General features: G+C 68.8%; 13 protein-coding genes. 6 read left to right on the top strand and 7 right to left on the bottom strand.

What is annotated here, in order from left to right; genetic code table 11:
• Positions 1-192: 192 nt before the first annotated feature.
• On the bottom strand, positions 193-1,674 hold the full coding sequence (locus D457_RS0121745; protein WP_017582789.1) for a dicarboxylate/amino acid:cation symporter: 1,482 nt from the start codon (positions 1,672-1,674) through the stop codon (positions 193-195).
• Positions 1,675-2,207: 533 nt separating this feature from the next.
• Here D457_RS0121745 and D457_RS0121750 point away from each other — a divergent pair.
• Entirely contained in the window at positions 2,208-2,822 is a 615-nt protein-coding gene (locus tag D457_RS0121750) for a Uma2 family endonuclease (RefSeq protein ID WP_017582790.1), read from the top strand.
• 69 nt (positions 2,823-2,891) lie between these two features.
• Here D457_RS0121750 and D457_RS0121755 read toward each other — a convergent pair whose 3' ends face one another.
• The 3 genes from D457_RS0121755 to D457_RS0121765 all read right to left on the bottom strand — a co-directional run bounded on the left by D457_RS0121755 (position 2,892) and on the right by D457_RS0121765 (position 6,592).
• Entirely contained in the window at positions 2,892-4,658 is a 1,767-nt protein-coding gene (locus D457_RS0121755; protein ID WP_017582791.1) for an acetyl/propionyl/methylcrotonyl-CoA carboxylase subunit alpha, read from the bottom strand.
• Positions 4,659-4,745: 87 nt separating this feature from the next.
• Positions 4,746-4,985, bottom strand: coding sequence for an acyl-CoA carboxylase subunit epsilon (locus D457_RS0121760; RefSeq protein WP_017582792.1), 240 nt, complete (start codon positions 4,983-4,985; stop codon positions 4,746-4,748).
• Positions 4,982-6,592, bottom strand: a complete 1,611-nt coding sequence (locus tag D457_RS0121765) for an acyl-CoA carboxylase subunit beta (RefSeq protein ID WP_017582793.1) — start codon at positions 6,590-6,592, stop codon at positions 4,982-4,984. Before D457_RS0121765 ends, D457_RS0121760 begins: the two co-directional genes overlap by 4 nt.
• Positions 6,593-6,855: 263 nt before the next feature.
• On the opposite strand from D457_RS0121765, the gene D457_RS0121770 reads away from it, so the two are divergent.
• On the top strand, positions 6,856-9,501 hold the full coding sequence (locus D457_RS0121770) for a phosphoenolpyruvate carboxylase (RefSeq protein ID WP_017582794.1): 2,646 nt from the start codon (positions 6,856-6,858) through the stop codon (positions 9,499-9,501).
• Positions 9,502-9,564: 63 nt separating this feature from the next.
• Here D457_RS0121770 and D457_RS37725 read toward each other — a convergent pair whose 3' ends face one another.
• Both D457_RS37725 and D457_RS37730 read right to left on the bottom strand, forming a co-directional pair.
• Positions 9,565-9,924, bottom strand: a complete 360-nt coding sequence (locus D457_RS37725; RefSeq protein WP_338043091.1) for a Uma2 family endonuclease — start codon at positions 9,922-9,924, stop codon at positions 9,565-9,567.
• 9 nt (positions 9,925-9,933) lie between these two features.
• Positions 9,934-10,326 (bottom strand): Uma2 family endonuclease, encoded by a 393-nt coding sequence (locus tag D457_RS37730; protein WP_017582796.1) that lies wholly within the window; start codon positions 10,324-10,326, stop codon positions 9,934-9,936.
• A gap of 126 nt (positions 10,327-10,452) precedes the next feature.
• Between D457_RS37730 and D457_RS0121780 the strand changes: the two genes are divergently transcribed.
• The 4 genes from D457_RS0121780 (at position 10,453) to D457_RS0121795 (ending at position 13,677) form a co-directional block, all read left to right on the top strand.
• A complete protein-coding gene (locus D457_RS0121780; protein WP_017582797.1) occupies positions 10,453-11,283 on the top strand; it encodes a biotin--[acetyl-CoA-carboxylase] ligase in 831 nt (276 codons plus the stop codon).
• Between the two features lie 72 nt (positions 11,284-11,355).
• Complete coding sequence (locus tag D457_RS0121785; protein WP_017582798.1) at positions 11,356-11,877, top strand: PH domain-containing protein; 522 nt, start codon at positions 11,356-11,358, stop codon at positions 11,875-11,877.
• Positions 11,878-11,986: 109 nt separating this feature from the next.
• Positions 11,987-12,970 carry an adenylate/guanylate cyclase domain-containing protein gene (locus tag D457_RS0121790; RefSeq protein WP_017582799.1) on the top strand — a complete coding sequence of 328 codons (984 nt, stop codon included), beginning with the start codon at positions 11,987-11,989 and terminating at the stop codon, positions 12,968-12,970.
• A 71-nt stretch (positions 12,971-13,041) separates the two neighbouring features.
• Entirely contained in the window at positions 13,042-13,677 is a 636-nt protein-coding gene (locus D457_RS0121795; RefSeq protein ID WP_017582800.1) for an MBL fold metallo-hydrolase, read from the top strand.
• Between the two features lie 80 nt (positions 13,678-13,757).
• On the opposite strand, the gene D457_RS0121800 is transcribed toward D457_RS0121795, so the two are convergent.
• Positions 13,758-14,876: a hypothetical protein gene (locus tag D457_RS0121800; RefSeq protein WP_017582801.1), complete on the bottom strand. Its 1,119-nt coding sequence runs from the start codon at positions 14,874-14,876 to the stop codon at positions 13,758-13,760.
• Positions 14,877-15,040: the final 164 nt, after the last annotated feature.

Genomic DNA, 15,040 nt, shown 5'->3' on the forward strand with positions numbered 1-15,040 from the left:
CAGCGCAGACGGCAACCATCAAGCGGCGGGAAACGGGGGAACCCCAGCCCCGACCTCAGCCCCGACCTCAGCCCCGACCTCAGCCCGAACCCCAGCCCGAACCCCAGCCCGGAGCCCACCCGGATTCGCCAACAGCATCAGCGGACTCGGCGGGCCCCGACATGAGTGCGGTGCTGCGGTGCGGCGGAGCGGCTAGCGCTTGGCGCCCGATTCTGCGAGGTCAGCGTCGTTGTCCGTGCCCTCACGGCCTTCCCCGGCCTCGGCTGTCGCACGCTCGGCGGCGAGCTCCTCGGCGGAGGCGGTGCCCGGCTCGTCCAGCGGGACGAAACCGGTGGTACCGCGCGGGGCGTGGTAGCGGGTCACGTCCAGGATGCCCTCACGCTTGGCCACGATCGCCGGGACCAGGGCCTGACCGGCCACGTTGGTGGCGGTACGGCCCATGTCCAGGATCGGGTCGACGGCCAGCAGCAGGCCGACGCCCTCCAGGGGCAGGCCCAGGGTGGACAGGGTCAGGGTCAGCATGACGGTCGCGCCGGTGGTGCCCGCGGTGGCCGCGGAGCCGATCACCGAGACGAACACGATCAGCAGGTAGTCGGTGATCCCCAGGTCGATACCGAAGAACTGGGCGACGAAGATCGCCGAGATCGCCGGGTAGATCGCGGCGCAGCCGTCCATCTTGGTGGTGGCGCCGAAAGGAACCGCGAACGCGGAGTAGTGGCGGGGCACGCCGAGGTTCTGCTCGGCGACGCGCTGGGTGACGGGAAGCGTGCCCAGCGAGGAGCGCGACACGAAGCCGAGCTGGACGGCGGGCCACACACCGGTGAAGTACTTGACCGGGGACAGTCCGTTGAGGCGCGCGATCACCGGGTAGACGACGAACAGCACCAGGGCCAGGCCCAGGTAGATCGCCACGGTGAACTGCCCGAGCGCGCCGATGGTGGTCCAGCCGTAGCTGTAGACGGCGTTGCCCAGCAGGCCCACGGTGCCGATCGGGGCGAGGCGGATGACCCACCACAGGGCCTTGAGGACGACCTCCAGGGTGGAGGAGGTGAACGCGATGAACGGTTCGGCTGCCTTGCCGACCTTCACCGCCGCGATGCCCAGGACCACGGCGATCACGATGAGCTGGAGCACGTTGAACGACAGCGACGTGGTCGCCGCGATGGAGCCGTCGTCGGCGACGGTGCCGGAGGTGTTCGCGGCCAGGCCCAGGAAGTTGGCCGGGACGATGCTCTCGATGAAGGCCAGCCAGGAGCCCGTGGTGGAGGGCTCCGCGGCGGTCGCCTCGTCCACACCGCTGTTCAGCCCGGGGCGCAGGGTCAGGCCGATGGTGATCGCGATGGCCACCGAGATCAGCGCCGTGGTCGCGAACCACAGCAGCGTCTTCCACGCCAGCCGGGCGGCGTTGGCGACGTTGCGCAGGTTGGCGATGGAGGAGATGACGGCCAGGACGATCAGCGGCGGCACGATCGTGCGCAGCAGCGCCACGAAGGTCGAGCCGATGGTCTGGAGGGTGACCGCGAGCCAGTTGGTGGCCTCACCAGTCTCGGGGTGGGGCGGACTGATCTGCAGGGCGAGGACGCCGAAGACGATGCCCAGCACCAGGCCGGCGAGGACCTGGGCGGCGAACGGGAAACGCAGTTTGCGTCGGGGAGCTGTGGTCTGCTCAGACACGGAAGGAAGACTCCAGAGATGGGTGGCCGGGCGCACGCGTGCGACGTCACGGGTCGGCGCGGCGGGCCGCGGGTGCTCGGCGCAGGGGAAGGGCGGGCATCACCGGGAGAGGTGACCTGGGAAGGGTGAGCGGCGCGCTGCCCGGCGGAAGGCACGGGCGCGCGTGGACCTAGCTACACGCGTGACTGTTGAAGCGGCACAGGTCGATGTGCCACCTTCGCGTCAGTCCCCAGATGTTCGTCACGATCGAGAACAATAGCCCGGTTTCCTTACCTTTTCCATACACAACTGGTCGCCTTGTGCGGAACAGCTGGTCGGAGTGCCTACTGCGCTGGGTCTTCCCGCTTCCGGGGGCGATGAGGATCACGCCCAGGGGCGCAGGGGGAGAGGCCGGAGTCAACGGGCGCGGTCGGGGGAACACCCACGGGTGCCGGGTGGGGCGGAGTGAGACAATCCGTGGAAAGCACCGTTGCGGGGTGACAGGGGTGGCTACTGTGGGCGACGAGCACGATCCGACTACCGGAGGCAGTGACATGTCCGCTCCCACCGTGGCAGAGAAGTCGGTCTCCTCCAGGGCGGAGCAGTGGTCCCTGATCCAGCCGCCGCCGGAGGGGTATACCGCTGACGACCTGGACCGTATGCCGGATCTTCCGCCGCACACCGAACTCATCGACGGAAGTCTGGTCCTGGTAAGTCCCCAGAAACGCTTTCACATGCGTATGCTTCGCCTTCTCGAAATGCAGATGGTCATGCAGGTCCCGGAAGAGATCGCGGTGGAACGTGAGATGACCACCGTGCTGGGGGAGCGGCAGAGACCAGAACCGGATCTCCTCCTGGTCCGGGCCGAAGCGTCACAGGACGAGGACGGTACCTCGGTCGACTCGGCGGACGTGCTCCTGGCGGTCGAGGTGGTCTCCCCAGAATCGGAGGTCCGCGACCGAGAGCGCAAGCCCCAGATCTACGCCCAGGCGGGTATCCCGCACTTCTGGCTCGTGGACAGGGACGACCAGGGTCCGGTCGTGTACGTGTACGAGCTGGAGCCCGTACACAAGAGCTACGCGAGTTCCGGTGTGTACAGGGAACGGCTGAAGCTCAACGTGCCCTGTCCCTTGGATATCGACCTCACGGGCTTTCCCTTCGCGCGTTGACCGGCCAGAGCTCGAACGGAGGGCACCGCCGGAAAGGCGGTGCCCTCCGCACCAGGAACGAACGTGTGGTCAGGCGTCCTTGATGTCGCAGACCACGGCGCCGTTGCCCACGGTCTCGCCCGCGGCGACCTTCAACCCGGTGATGGTCCCCGACTTGTGCGCGGCCAGCGGCTGCTCCATCTTCATCGCCTCGATCACCACCACGGTCTCGCCCTCGGCCACGGTCTGGCCCTCGGCGGCCACGACCTTGACCACGGTGCCCTGCATCGGCGAGACCAGCGAGTCCCCGCTGGCCGCGGCCGTGCCACCGCTCTTACGGGCGGCGCGCTTCTTCTTGCCGCCACCGTTTCCGGCGGCCGGAGCCGCCGCGACGCCCAGGGAGGCGGGCAGGACCACGTCGATGCGCTTACCGCCCACCTCGACGGTCACGGTCTCGCGCTCGGCCGGCTCGGCGGTGCCCGCCTCACCGGACCAGGGGGCGATCTGGTTGTCGAACTCGGTCTCGATCCACCGGGTGTAGACCCCGAACGGCTGAGCGGGGTCCGCCGGAGCGAACGCCGGGTCCTCGACGACGGTCTGGTGGAAGGGGATCACCGTGGGCATGCCGCCGACCTCGAACTCGGCCAGCGCCCGCTTGGAGCGCTGGAGCGCCTCGGTGCGGGTGCGGCCGGTCACGATCAGCTTGGCGACCATCGAGTCGAAGGCCTGGGGGACGGTGAACCCGGCCTCGCAGCCGGTGTCCACCCGTACTCCGGGGCCGCCGGGCAGGTTGAAGGAGGTGATGGTGCCGGGGGCGGGCATGAAGTTGCGTCCGGCGTCCTCGGCGTTGATCCGGAACTCGAAGGAGTGTCCGCGGATCTCGGGGTCGGAGTAGCCCAGTTCCTCGCCGTCGGCGATCCGGAACATCTCACGGACCAGGTCGATCCCGGTGACCTTCTCGGACACGGGGTGCTCGACCTGCAGGCGGGTGTTGACCTCCAGGAAGGAGATGGTGCCGTCCACTCCGACCAGGAACTCGCAGGTGCCCGCACCCACATAGCCCGCCTCCTTGAGGATGGCCTTGGAGGAGGCGTACAGCCGCTGCATCTGATCGTCAGACAGGAAGGGGGCGGGGGCCTCCTCCACCAGCTTCTGGTGGCGGCGCTGGAGTGAGCAGTCGCGGGTGGAGACCACCACGACGTTGCCGTGGGAGTCGGCCAGGCACTGGGTCTCCACGTGCCGGGGCTTGTCCAGGTAGCGCTCCACGAAGCACTCGCCCCGACCGAACGCGGTCACCGCCTCACGCACCGCCGACTCATAGGCGTCGGCGACCTCCTCCAAGGTGTAGGCGACCTTGAGCCCGCGCCCGCCGCCGCCGAAGGCGGCCTTGATCGCGATCGGCAGACCGTGCTGCTCGGCGAAGGCCACGACCTCCTCAGCTGACTCCACCGGGTCGGGGGTGCCCGCGACCAGCGGTGCGCCGACCTTCTGCGCGATGTGGCGGGCCTGCACCTTGTCGCCGAGCGCGGTGATCGCGGCGGGGGGCGGGCCGATCCAGGTCAGCCCGGCGTCGATGACGGCCTGGGCGAAGTCGGCGTTCTCGGCCAGGAACCCGTACCCGGGGTGCACGGCGTCCGCACCGGACTCCGCGGCGATGGCCAGGAGTTTGCCGATGTCCAGGTAGGAGTCGGCCGGGGTGCAACCGCCCAGGCTGTGGGCCTGGTCGGCGACCTTGACGTGCAGGGCGTCCAGGTCGGGTTCGGCGTAGACGGCGACGCTGGCGATCCCGGCGTCGCGGCAGGCGCGGGCGATGCGCACGGCGATCTCGCCGCGGTTGGCGATCAGAACTTTACGCACGGTGGAAATCCTCCAGCTGGAGCGTGGAGCGGGTCACGCGCCGACCGCTCGACGAAGAGTCTAGGAAACGGGAGAGCACGGCAGAGGTCATCTCGTGCTCAGGCGCCAGGCGCCGGGGCCAGGACGCAACGGGGTGCGCATACCGCGCGAACGGTCCCGCCACCCGGAGACGGGACGCTCGGGCTCGGGTGCCTCGGCGGCGGCCCGGGCGGCCGCCGCGCGGGCGGTGAGCACGGCGGTGAGCACGGCGATTTCTTCCTCGGTGGGCTCACCGCGCACCACGGCCAGGTGCGGCGCGTTCTTACGCGGGTCGGTCGGCGCGCTCACAGCGGGATGTTCCCGTGCTTCTTGGGCGGCAGCTGCTTGCGCTTGTTGCGCAGCGCCTTCAGCGCCTTGGTGACCTGTACCCGGGTCTCGGAGGGCAGGATGACCCCGTCCACGTAGCCGCGTTCGGCCGCCGAGTACGGGTTCAGCAGGGTGTCCTCGTACTCGCCGACCAGCCGGGACCGCTCGGCTTCGACGTCGTCGGCCGCGGCGAGGGTGCGCCGGTGCAGGATGTTCACCGCGCCCTGGGCGCCCATGACCGCGATCTGCGCCGTGGGCCAGGCCAGGTTGACGTCGGCGCCCAGGTGCTTGGAGCCCATCACGTCGTAGGCGCCGCCGAAGGCCTTGCGGGTGATGACGGTGATCAGCGCAACCGTGGCCTCGGCGTAGGCGTACAGGAGCTTGGCGCCGCGGCGGATGATGCCGTCCCACTCCTGGTCGGTACCGGGCAGGAAGCCGGGCACGTCCACGAAGGTCAGTACCGGGACGTTGAAGGCGTCGCAGGTGCGGACGAACCGCGCGGCCTTCTCGGAGGCGTCGATGTCCAGGCAGCCCGCGAAGCTCATCGGCTGGTTGGCGACGACGCCCACGGACTGGCCGTCCACCCGGCCGTAGCCCACCACGATGTTGGTGGCGAACTGCCCGTGTACCTCGAGGAAGTCGCCGTCGTCCAGGACGGACTCGATGACCTGTTTGATGTCGTAGGGCTGGTTGGCCGAGTCCGGGATGAACGCGTCCAGGGCCAGGTCGGTGTCGGTGAGTTCGTCGCCCGGGTCGTCCTCGGGGGCCACGCGCGGGGCCTCCTCGAGGTTGTTGTCCGGCAGGTGCGACAGCAGCGCCTTCACGTAGTCGATGGCGTCCTGCTCGTCGGCGCCCCGGTAGTGCGCCACCCCCGACTTGCTGGCGTGGGTGTTGGCACCGCCGAGCTCCTCCATGGAGACGTCCTCGCCGGTGACGGTCTTGATGACGTCGGGGCCGGTGATGAACATCTGGGAGGTCTCGTCGACCATCACCACGAAGTCGGTGAGGGCGGGAGAGTAGACGTGTCCTCCCGCAGTGGCGCCCATGATCAGGGAGATCTGCGGGATGACACCGGAGGCGTGGGTGTTGCGTTTGAAGATCTCCGCGTACAGGCCGAGCGCCACCACACCCTCCTGGATGCGCGCGCCGCCGCCCTCGTTGATGCCCACCACGGGGCAGCCGTTGGTGAGGGCGTGGTCGAGGACCTTACAGATCTTCTCACCGTAGACCTCGCCCAGTGATCCGCCGAAGACGGTGACGTCCTGGCTGAACACGGCGACGGGACGGCCGTCGACGGTTCCGTGGCCGGTCACGACGCCGTCCCCGTAGGGGCGGTTGGCGTCCAGACCGAAGTTGGTCGAGCGGTGCCGGGCCAGCGCGTCGAACTCGACGAACGAACCCGGATCGAGCAGTGCGTCGATCCGCTCGCGTGCGGTCATCTTGCCTTTGGCGTGCTGCTTCTCGACGGCTCGCTCGGACCCGGCGTGCACGGCTTCGTACCTGCGTCGCCGCAGGTCGTCGAGCTTGCCAGCGGTCGTGTGGATGTCGATCTCAGCCGCGGACAGCGGTTCAGGGGCTTCGGTGGCCATAACAGCTCAGGTTAGCTCCGGGGGTCTCACGCGCCTTCACGCGGCCCGGGTTACTCGTCAGTAGGTGTGCCCCTATGCAGCCCGGGTGTCCAGCCGCGATCCGGGAGGAAGCCGGGGTGTAAAAGGCGCCCCGAAACGCCGGATAACCGTGAGTCAATGTGAATTGTCCCCGCCGGGCCACAATTGTTAACGCTCGGGCATAACCACGGTAAATCCACCCCCGCACGCACGCCGCCAGGGACGATCTCGGTAAGGTCGGCCCCATGACAGCGGTAAGCGCAGAACGTGACAGTGCCCGGCAGGAAGTCCCCGAACAGCTCAGGAATGACGTCAAGCTGCTCGGCGAGATGCTCGGAACGGTCCTCGCCGAAAGCGGCGGTGAGGATCTGCTCGCCGATGTCGAGAAACTCCGACACGCGGTGATCGGCGCCCGCGACGGCTCCGTCACCACCGAGGAGATCACCGAGCTCGTCGCCGCCTGGCCCCTGGAGCGCGCCAAGCAGGTCGCCCGCGCCTTCACGGTCTACTTCCACCTGGCCAACCTGGCCGAGGAACACCAGCGGATGCGCGCCCTGCGCGAACGCGACGACGCCGCCAACCCGTCCCGCGAGTCTCTGGCCGCCGCCGTGCGCGCCATCCGCGAGACCGACGGCGGCGAGGAGCGCCTGGCCGAACTGGTCGCGGGCATGGAGTTCCACCCGGTGCTCACCGCCCACCCCACCGAGGCCCGCCGCCGCGCCGTCTCCACCTCCATCCTGCGGATCAGCGCCCAGCTGGACGCCTGGCACACCTCCCACGAGGGCAGCGGCGCCGCCGCAGAGGCGCACCGCCGCCTCCTGGAGGAGATCGACCTGCTCTGGCGCACCTCTCAGCTGCGCTACACCAAGCTCGACCCGCTCGACGAGGTGCGCACCGCGCTGGCCGCCTTCGACGAGACGATCTTCGCGATCATCCCGGAGGTCTACCGAACGCTGGACAGCGCCATCGACCCCGAGGGGACCGGCACCCGCCCGCCCCGCGCCACGCCCTTCGTGCGCTACGGCACCTGGATCGGCGGCGACCGCGACGGTAACCCCTTCGTCACCCACGAGGTCACCCGCGAGGCCATGACCATCCAGTCCGAGCACATCCTGCGCGGCCTGGAGACCACCTGCGGCAAGCTCGCCCGCACCCTCACCGCCTACTCCAACCTCACCCCGGCCAGCCCCGCGCTGCTGGACACGGTCTCCCAGGCCAAGGCCGGACACCCCACCCTGATGGGTGAGATCACCCAGCGCTCACCCAACGAACCCCACCGCCAGCTGCTGCTCCTGGCCACCGCCCGCCTGCGCGCCACCCGCGAACGCGACGCCGACCTCGCCTACGCCGACTCCGACGAGTTTCTCGCCGACCTGCGCCTGGTCCAGGACTCCCTGGCCGCCGCCGGTGCCAGCCGACAGGCCTACGGCGAACTCCAGCACCTGATCTGGCAGACCGAGACCTTCGGCTTCCACCTGGCCGAACTGGAGGTCCGCCAGCACAGCGAGGTCCACGCCGCCGCGCTCGCCGAAGTCGAGGCGGGCGGCCCCCTCTCGGAGCGCACCGAGGAGGTCCTCAACACCATCCGGACCATCTCCTGGATCCAGGAGCGCTTCGGCGTGGAGGCCTGCCGCCGCTACATCGTCAGCTTCACCCGGTCGGCCGCCGACATCGAGGCCGTCTACAAGCTGGCCACGCACGCCCTGCCGCCCAAGCGGGTGCCGGTCCTGGACGTCATTCCGCTCTTCGAGACCGGTGCCGACCTCGAGGCCTCTCCCAGAGTCCTGGCCGGGATGCTCGAACTCCCGCCGGTCCGCCAGCGCCTGGCCGACAACGACCGCCGCGTGGAGGTCATGCTCGGCTACAGCGACTCCGCCAAGGACGTGGGGCCGGTCAGCGCCACCCTGCGGCTGTACGACGCCCAGGCCCGGCTGTCCGCCTGGGCCAGCGAGAACGACGTGGTCCTCACCCTCTTTCACGGCCGGGGCGGCTCCCTCGGCCGTGGCGGTGGCCCGGCCAGCCGGGCCCTGCTCGCCCAGGCACCGGGTTCGGTCGGCGGCCGTTTCAAGGTCACCGAACAGGGCGAGGTCATCTTCGCCCGCTACGGCCAGGCCGCCATCGGCCGCCGCCACATCGAACAGGTCGGCCACGCCGTCCTGATGGCCTCCACCGACACCGTCCAGGAGCGCGAACGCGCCGCCGCCGAGCGCTACCGCCCCTACGCGGACACGATCGCGGACGCGGCCCAGGGGACCTACCTGTCGCTGATCAACACCGAGGACTTCGCGGTGTGGTTCTCCCGGGTCAGCCCCCTGGAGGAACTCGGCGAACTGCGCCTGGGCTCCAGGCCCGCCCGCCGCGGCGCGGCCAAGGGCCTCGGGGACCTGCGCGCTATCCCGTGGGTGTTCGCCTGGACCCAGACCCGGGTCAACCTCCCCGGCTGGTACGGCCTGGGCACCGGCCTGGCCGCCGTCGACGACCTGTCGGCCCTCCAAGCCGCCTACCGGGAGTGGCCGCTGTTCGCCTCGTTGCTGGACAACGCGGAGATGAGCCTGGCCAAGACCGACCGCACCATCGCCGAGCGCTACCTGGCCCTGGGCGGGCGGCCCGAACTCACCGAGACGGTCCTGGGCGAGTACGACCGCACCCGCGAACTCGTCCTCAAGGTGACCGGCCACGACCGCCTCCTGGAGAACCGCGCAATCCTCTCTCGCGCCGTGGACCTGCGCAACCCGTACGTGGACGCGCTCAGCCACCTCCAGCTCCGCGCCCTGGAAGCCCTGCGCGGCGAGGAGTCGGACTCCCTGTCCGACCAGGACAGTCAGCACCTGGAGCGCCTGCTGTTGCTCTCCGTCAACGGAGTGGCCGCGGGGCTGCAGAACACCGGCTGACCCGGCTTGTCGAGCTTCGGGCCCCGCACCTGTCACAGGTGCGGGGCCCGACTCGTGGATGAGTCAGACGGGGAACGCGCCGGTGTCGATCAAGAGGTCGAAGGGTGAGGGGAGCTCGATGCCTTCACCGAAGGGGACACGGAGACTACGGGTGTAGCGCCCACCTTCAGGAGCTGAGAACAGGGTTACCTCACCCTTGGCGCTCTCCGGGTCCCAGCGATCCACCAGGAGGTAAAGGGGGACCTCAGCATGTGCATAGCCCCAGAGTTTGGGCTTGCGATCCTTCTGTGCCGTGCTCTTGGAAGTCACCTCAACCACGAGGATCGCATCCTTGATCAGCTGCTCAGGGTCAGAGCTCAGCACTGACTCGGGCAACACCATCAGGTCAGGTATGTACAGGCCACTGCGGAGTGGTACCCGCACACCGATGTTCTAGTAAACCTCTGCTCCACCGATTCCGCTTCCCTCACGGTGGCACTCCAGAACGAGCCACTTGTTGATCAGGGTCACGATGTGGCCGTGTTCGAGGGAGGGGGGAGTCATGATCTTGATGTCGCCTTCGATGATCTCGGCTCGCCAGCCTTCGGGCAGGTCGAGTTCTTCCCAGGCGCGCAGCACGACTTCCCAGTGGGACGGTATGCCGAGCTCTTCCGCTTCCGCGATACTCATGGATTCCGCCACCTCTGACAGCAGTGTGATGGTGATGTCGCCTTCGATGATCTCGGCTCGCCAGCCTTCGGGCAGGTCGAGTTCTTCCCAGGCACGCAGCACGACTTCCCAGTAGGACGGCTCGTGCTCGGCCGTCTTTGTTGCTGCGATGGTCAACTGTCGCACCTCCGGCTACGCAAAGTAGCTAGACATGATCACCGATGTGCTGGAATCAGCTTAACCGGGGTGGAACCGGCTTGGCGGGTTGCCCACAGAGGATTTCGGGGCTGTTGTAATGGGCCTATGACCAGCGAAGCCCACACTGCGCTCCTCCCTCTGAACCAGACCGCGATCGCGGCCTCCGTCATCCGTCCCGGCGGGCTGTGGCGCAGCGTCGACGTGGTGCCCGAGGCCGGGTCCACCAACACCGACCTCATCGCCCGCTCCAAGGAGGGAGCGCCCGAGGGCACCGTGCTGGTCACCGAGCACCAGACCGCGGGCAAGGGCCGTCTGGGGCGAGGGTTCACCACACCGGCCCGTGTGGCGCTCACCTTCTCCGTGCTGGTGCGGCCCTCCGTGCCCTCCGACCGGCTGGGCTGGGTCTCCCCGATGATGGGGCTGGCCGCCGTCGCCGCCGTACGCGAGGTTGCCGGTGTCAAGGCCGCGCTCAAGTGGCCCAACGACGTCCTCGTGCCGGGGGAGGAACGGGACGGCAAGCTGGCCGGGATCCTCGCCGAGGCCGACTTCTCCGACGCCGACCAACTGGGGATCGTGGTGGGTATGGGGCTGAACGTCGCCCAGACCCGCGAGCAGCTCCCCGTGGAGAACGCGACCTCACTCCGCGCCGAGGGGGCGTCCGGGATCAGCCGGGACGAACTCCTCACCACCGTCCTGGCCGAGTTCGAGGAACGCTACGCCGCATGGACCGCGTCAGCGGGCGACGCCGAGGTCAGCGGGCTGGCCGCCGAGTACCGGGACGTCTGCCTCACCCTCGGACGGCCCGTCCGGGTCCACCTGCCCGGAGACCGCCTCCTGGAAGGCACTGCCACCGGGGTGGACACCCAAGCAAGGCTCCTGGTCGGGGAGCGGGTGCTCAGCGCCGGGGACGTCGTGCACGTCCGCCCCGGCCGATGAGCCCGAACCACTGGTCCACAGGCGTATTCCAGCCACTCCCGGACCCGGGCGGCGTGTGCCATTATCACCGTTATGGCTATCGCGGACCGTTATCTCTCCGACGACGAGGAACTCGTCTACGTCGCACGGCAGCACTGGACTCTCCTCGCCGGTGAGTTCGTCGCGCTGCTGCTCATCATCGGTGTCGTCGGCACCGCCCTGTTTTTCATGCCCTGGAACGAGGACTGGAGCCTGATCGCCGGAGGAGTCGTGGTGGCCGTCGGCGTCGTCGCCGCACTCGCCTTCTGGTTCGTCCCCATGCTTAAGTGGGCGACCACCGTCTACATCCTCACCAACCGGCGGCTGATGATGCGGGACGGCATCATCTCCAAGCAGGGCCGGGATATGCCGCTGACCAGGGTGAACGATGTTTCCTTCAACATCACGCTCTGGGAACGGATCATGCGGTACGGAACGTTGTCCATTCAGTCGGCATCAGAACAGGAGGGCATGGTCCTCCAGAGGGTGCCCAGACCCCAGTGGTTCCAGTCGGAGATCTACCGCCAGGTCAACGCGGCCCAGCGGCCGGACTACCCGACCGGCCCCCAGGGTTGACCCCAGGCCTCCGGCGTAAGCTGGAGGCGCATCCAGCACCGCGCCTTCGGGCCGGTGGCAAAGAGATTGCTCCCCGCTCCGGCGGGGAAGGTCCCGTGAAAGAGAACGTATGCCGTCGCGTCCTGACCCGAAAGCGATCGAGTCCGTCCTACTCGGTGGTGAGGCGGTCTACACCAGGGAACAGGCGGTCGAGCTCGCCGGAGCCGATCCCGAGCTTGCCGGCCGCGTCTGGCGCGCCCTGGGCTTCCCCACCTTGGGTGACGACTCGGTCATCTTCGCCGAGAGCGACGTCGAGGCGTTGCGTATCACCGACTCCCTGCTCAAGGAGGGCATCCTCGACGAGGAGGGCGTGGTCCGCTTCGCCCGCGCCATGGGGCAGACCATGGCCCGCTTGGCCGACTGGCAGACCAGCATCCTGAGCACCCTCATGTTCCAGGACGGCAACGAAGCCGCCAACCCTCTGATGAATCAGGTCAAGGAGCTCCTGCCGGACGTGGAGCGCCTCCTCCTGCACATCTGGCGCCGCCAGCTCGCGGCCTCCACCGCGCGCACCCTCGCCGTGATGTCCAACGGCAACGACATCGTCCCGAACTACTACCCGCTGATCGTGGGCTTCGCCGACCTGGTCTCCTTCACCACGCTCAGCCGCGAACTCGACGAGGTCGAACTCGCCGGGGTCGTGGAGGGCTTCGAAGCCACCGCCGCCGACATCGTCGCCTCTGGCGGAGGCCGCGTGGTGAAGACCCTCGGCGACGAAGTGCTCTACGTCGCGGACTCGCCCCTCCAAGCGGCGGACATCGCCCTGCGCCTGGCCTCCGGAGTGAAGACCCACGTCGAGGTCCCCGACGTCCGTGTCGGCGTGGCCTACGGCCCGGTGCTCACCCTGCACGGGGACGTCTTCGGCACCACGGTCAATCGCTCCAGCCGCCTCACCTCCTTCGCCCGCCCCGGCACCGTCCTCATCGACGACGCGCTCGCCGAGAGCCTCGCCGAAGAAGAGGGGCTCCAAGTCGTTAAGGTCCGGGCCCGGCACGCGCACGGCCTCGGCCTCATCCAGCCCTACGCCCTGCGCCGCGACTTCGACGCCGGCTAAAAGCGTGTGCGTGCACATCCGTCGGGATAGGCTCAGAAACCCTGTCCCGCGAGACGTCAGGTGGTGAGCCTGTGAGTTCCCTGTCCCCCGTCCAGCGGCTGCGTACCTCGGGAATCTTCAGCATCGAGGGCGCCGAGTCCAACGTCGAGAACAACGTGTGGATCATCGGCAACGACGAGAGCGCCGTGGTGATCGACGCCGCCCACGACCACGAGCGCATCGCCCGGGGCCTGGGCGACCGCGAACTGATGGCGATCGTGTGCACGCACGGCCACAGCGACCACGTCAACGCTGCCGTCGCCCTGGCCGATCTCACCGACTGCCCGATCCTGCTCCATCCCGACGACGCCGAACTCTGGCACCAGGTCCACCCCTACCGCGAACCCGACGCCCCGCTCCTGCACGGCGAGGTCCTGCGCGCCGGAGACACGGAGCTCAACGTCCTGCACACTCCGGGCCACACCCCCGGCGGCGTCTCCTTCTACGCCCCCGACCTCGGCGTGGTCTTCAGCGGCGACACCCTCTTCCCCGACGGTCCGGGTGCCACCGGCCAGCCCGCCTCGGACTTCCCGACGATCATCGCCTCCATCCGCGACCAACTCGCCACCCTGCCCGGCGACACCGTCGTCCACCCCGGCCACGGCGAGTCCACCACCATCGCCGAAGCCGCAGCCCACCTCGACGAGTGGACCAGCCGGGGGTTCTGAGGCCGGCACAGCCCTCCCCGACGCGCAGCGGGGCATCCTGTGTCCGTGCCGAGGGAGGGCACCCGCCGCGATCGGACCGGTCAGACCCGCAGCTCGAACGCTCCCGCCGCCTTCACCAGGCCGTTCACCTGGATCTCCACGAGGTGTTCCCCCGAGTAGTAGGAGCGTGTGCTGATCGGGCGGACCGGGTGTTTCCTCTCCAGGGTCCGCCGCTCCCCGGCGCGCAGTTCGACCTTCGCCCATTTGAATACCTTCGGGCTCCGGCTGCCGTTGGCGCGCACGTGGTGCACCACGTAGTCCACGACCACGGTGTGCGCCCGTCCGTCCGTGTTGGCCAGGTCCACCCGGAGCAGCAGGGGTCCGCCCAGGTCGAGCACTTCCGGGGTGAGGGCCAGCCCCTTCACCTCCACGTGTTCGCCGCCGGTGGCACCCAGCAGTGCCAGCGCCCGCTGGTCGCCCTGTTTCACCAGGGTGCGCAGCGCGTGCCGGACCGTCCACGCGGTCTCCGGAGTCGGGCTCTCCCGGGTCCAACGCTCGGCTGTGTCCAGCACCAGACCGGGATGGTCTCGGGAGATGTCGTTGAGGTTGTTGGCGACCGAGGTGCGCACGTACTTGGACGGGTCGCTCCGCAGAAGCTCCAGGACCTCCAGCACCGGGGCTGGGTCGGCGACGAACTCCGGGAGCCTGCGGGCCCAGGGCAGCCGGGGGCGGATGCCCTCGCTGGCGAACCGGCGGATGTCGTGGTCGGTGTGGACGGCGCAGGAGCGCATCATCGTCATCGCCGCCTCGTAGTGCGCCGACACGAAGGGGCGGACGGTGAACTCACACGTGTGGTGCCGGGTGAGTTCGGGCATCGAGGCCAGAGAGGCTTCGGGGTGATCCACCCCGAACTCCTCCACGAACCGGGTCACGGCCATCAGGTAGAACCCGTCCGCGTATCTCTTGTCCTCGTCGGTGAGGGCGGACATGCAGGCGCAGAGCACGTCGAGGGCGTCGGGGTAGTGCTCGGGCAGCCTTGCGCGCAGGCCTTCGGCCATCACCAGGACCCGGTCCTTGAGCTCCAGTGGGCCGACCCGGGCGCCGACCTGCGCGCTGTAGCCGTCCACGTCGAAACCGGGGTGGGCCACACGGATCCGTTCACCGAGGTAACGTGCGCTCTCCGCATTGAAATGCCGCTTGAAACCGGTGTCCTCGGCCATGTCCCGCTTCCTTCGTGTATGCCCCGGATCGGTGCCTCGCCGGGGCTCGGGGAGGGGCGGCACCGGCGTCGGGACGGTCAAGCTATCCGCCCCCTACGACGAAGTCGAGAAAACGTAGAATCAGGTAGGAAAGGGATGAAGCGAGCTTTGTGGACCTTGGGTGG

Source organism: Nocardiopsis valliformis DSM 45023, from assembly GCF_000340985.1.
GTDB lineage: Bacteria > Actinomycetota > Actinomycetes > Streptosporangiales > Streptosporangiaceae > Nocardiopsis > Nocardiopsis exhalans.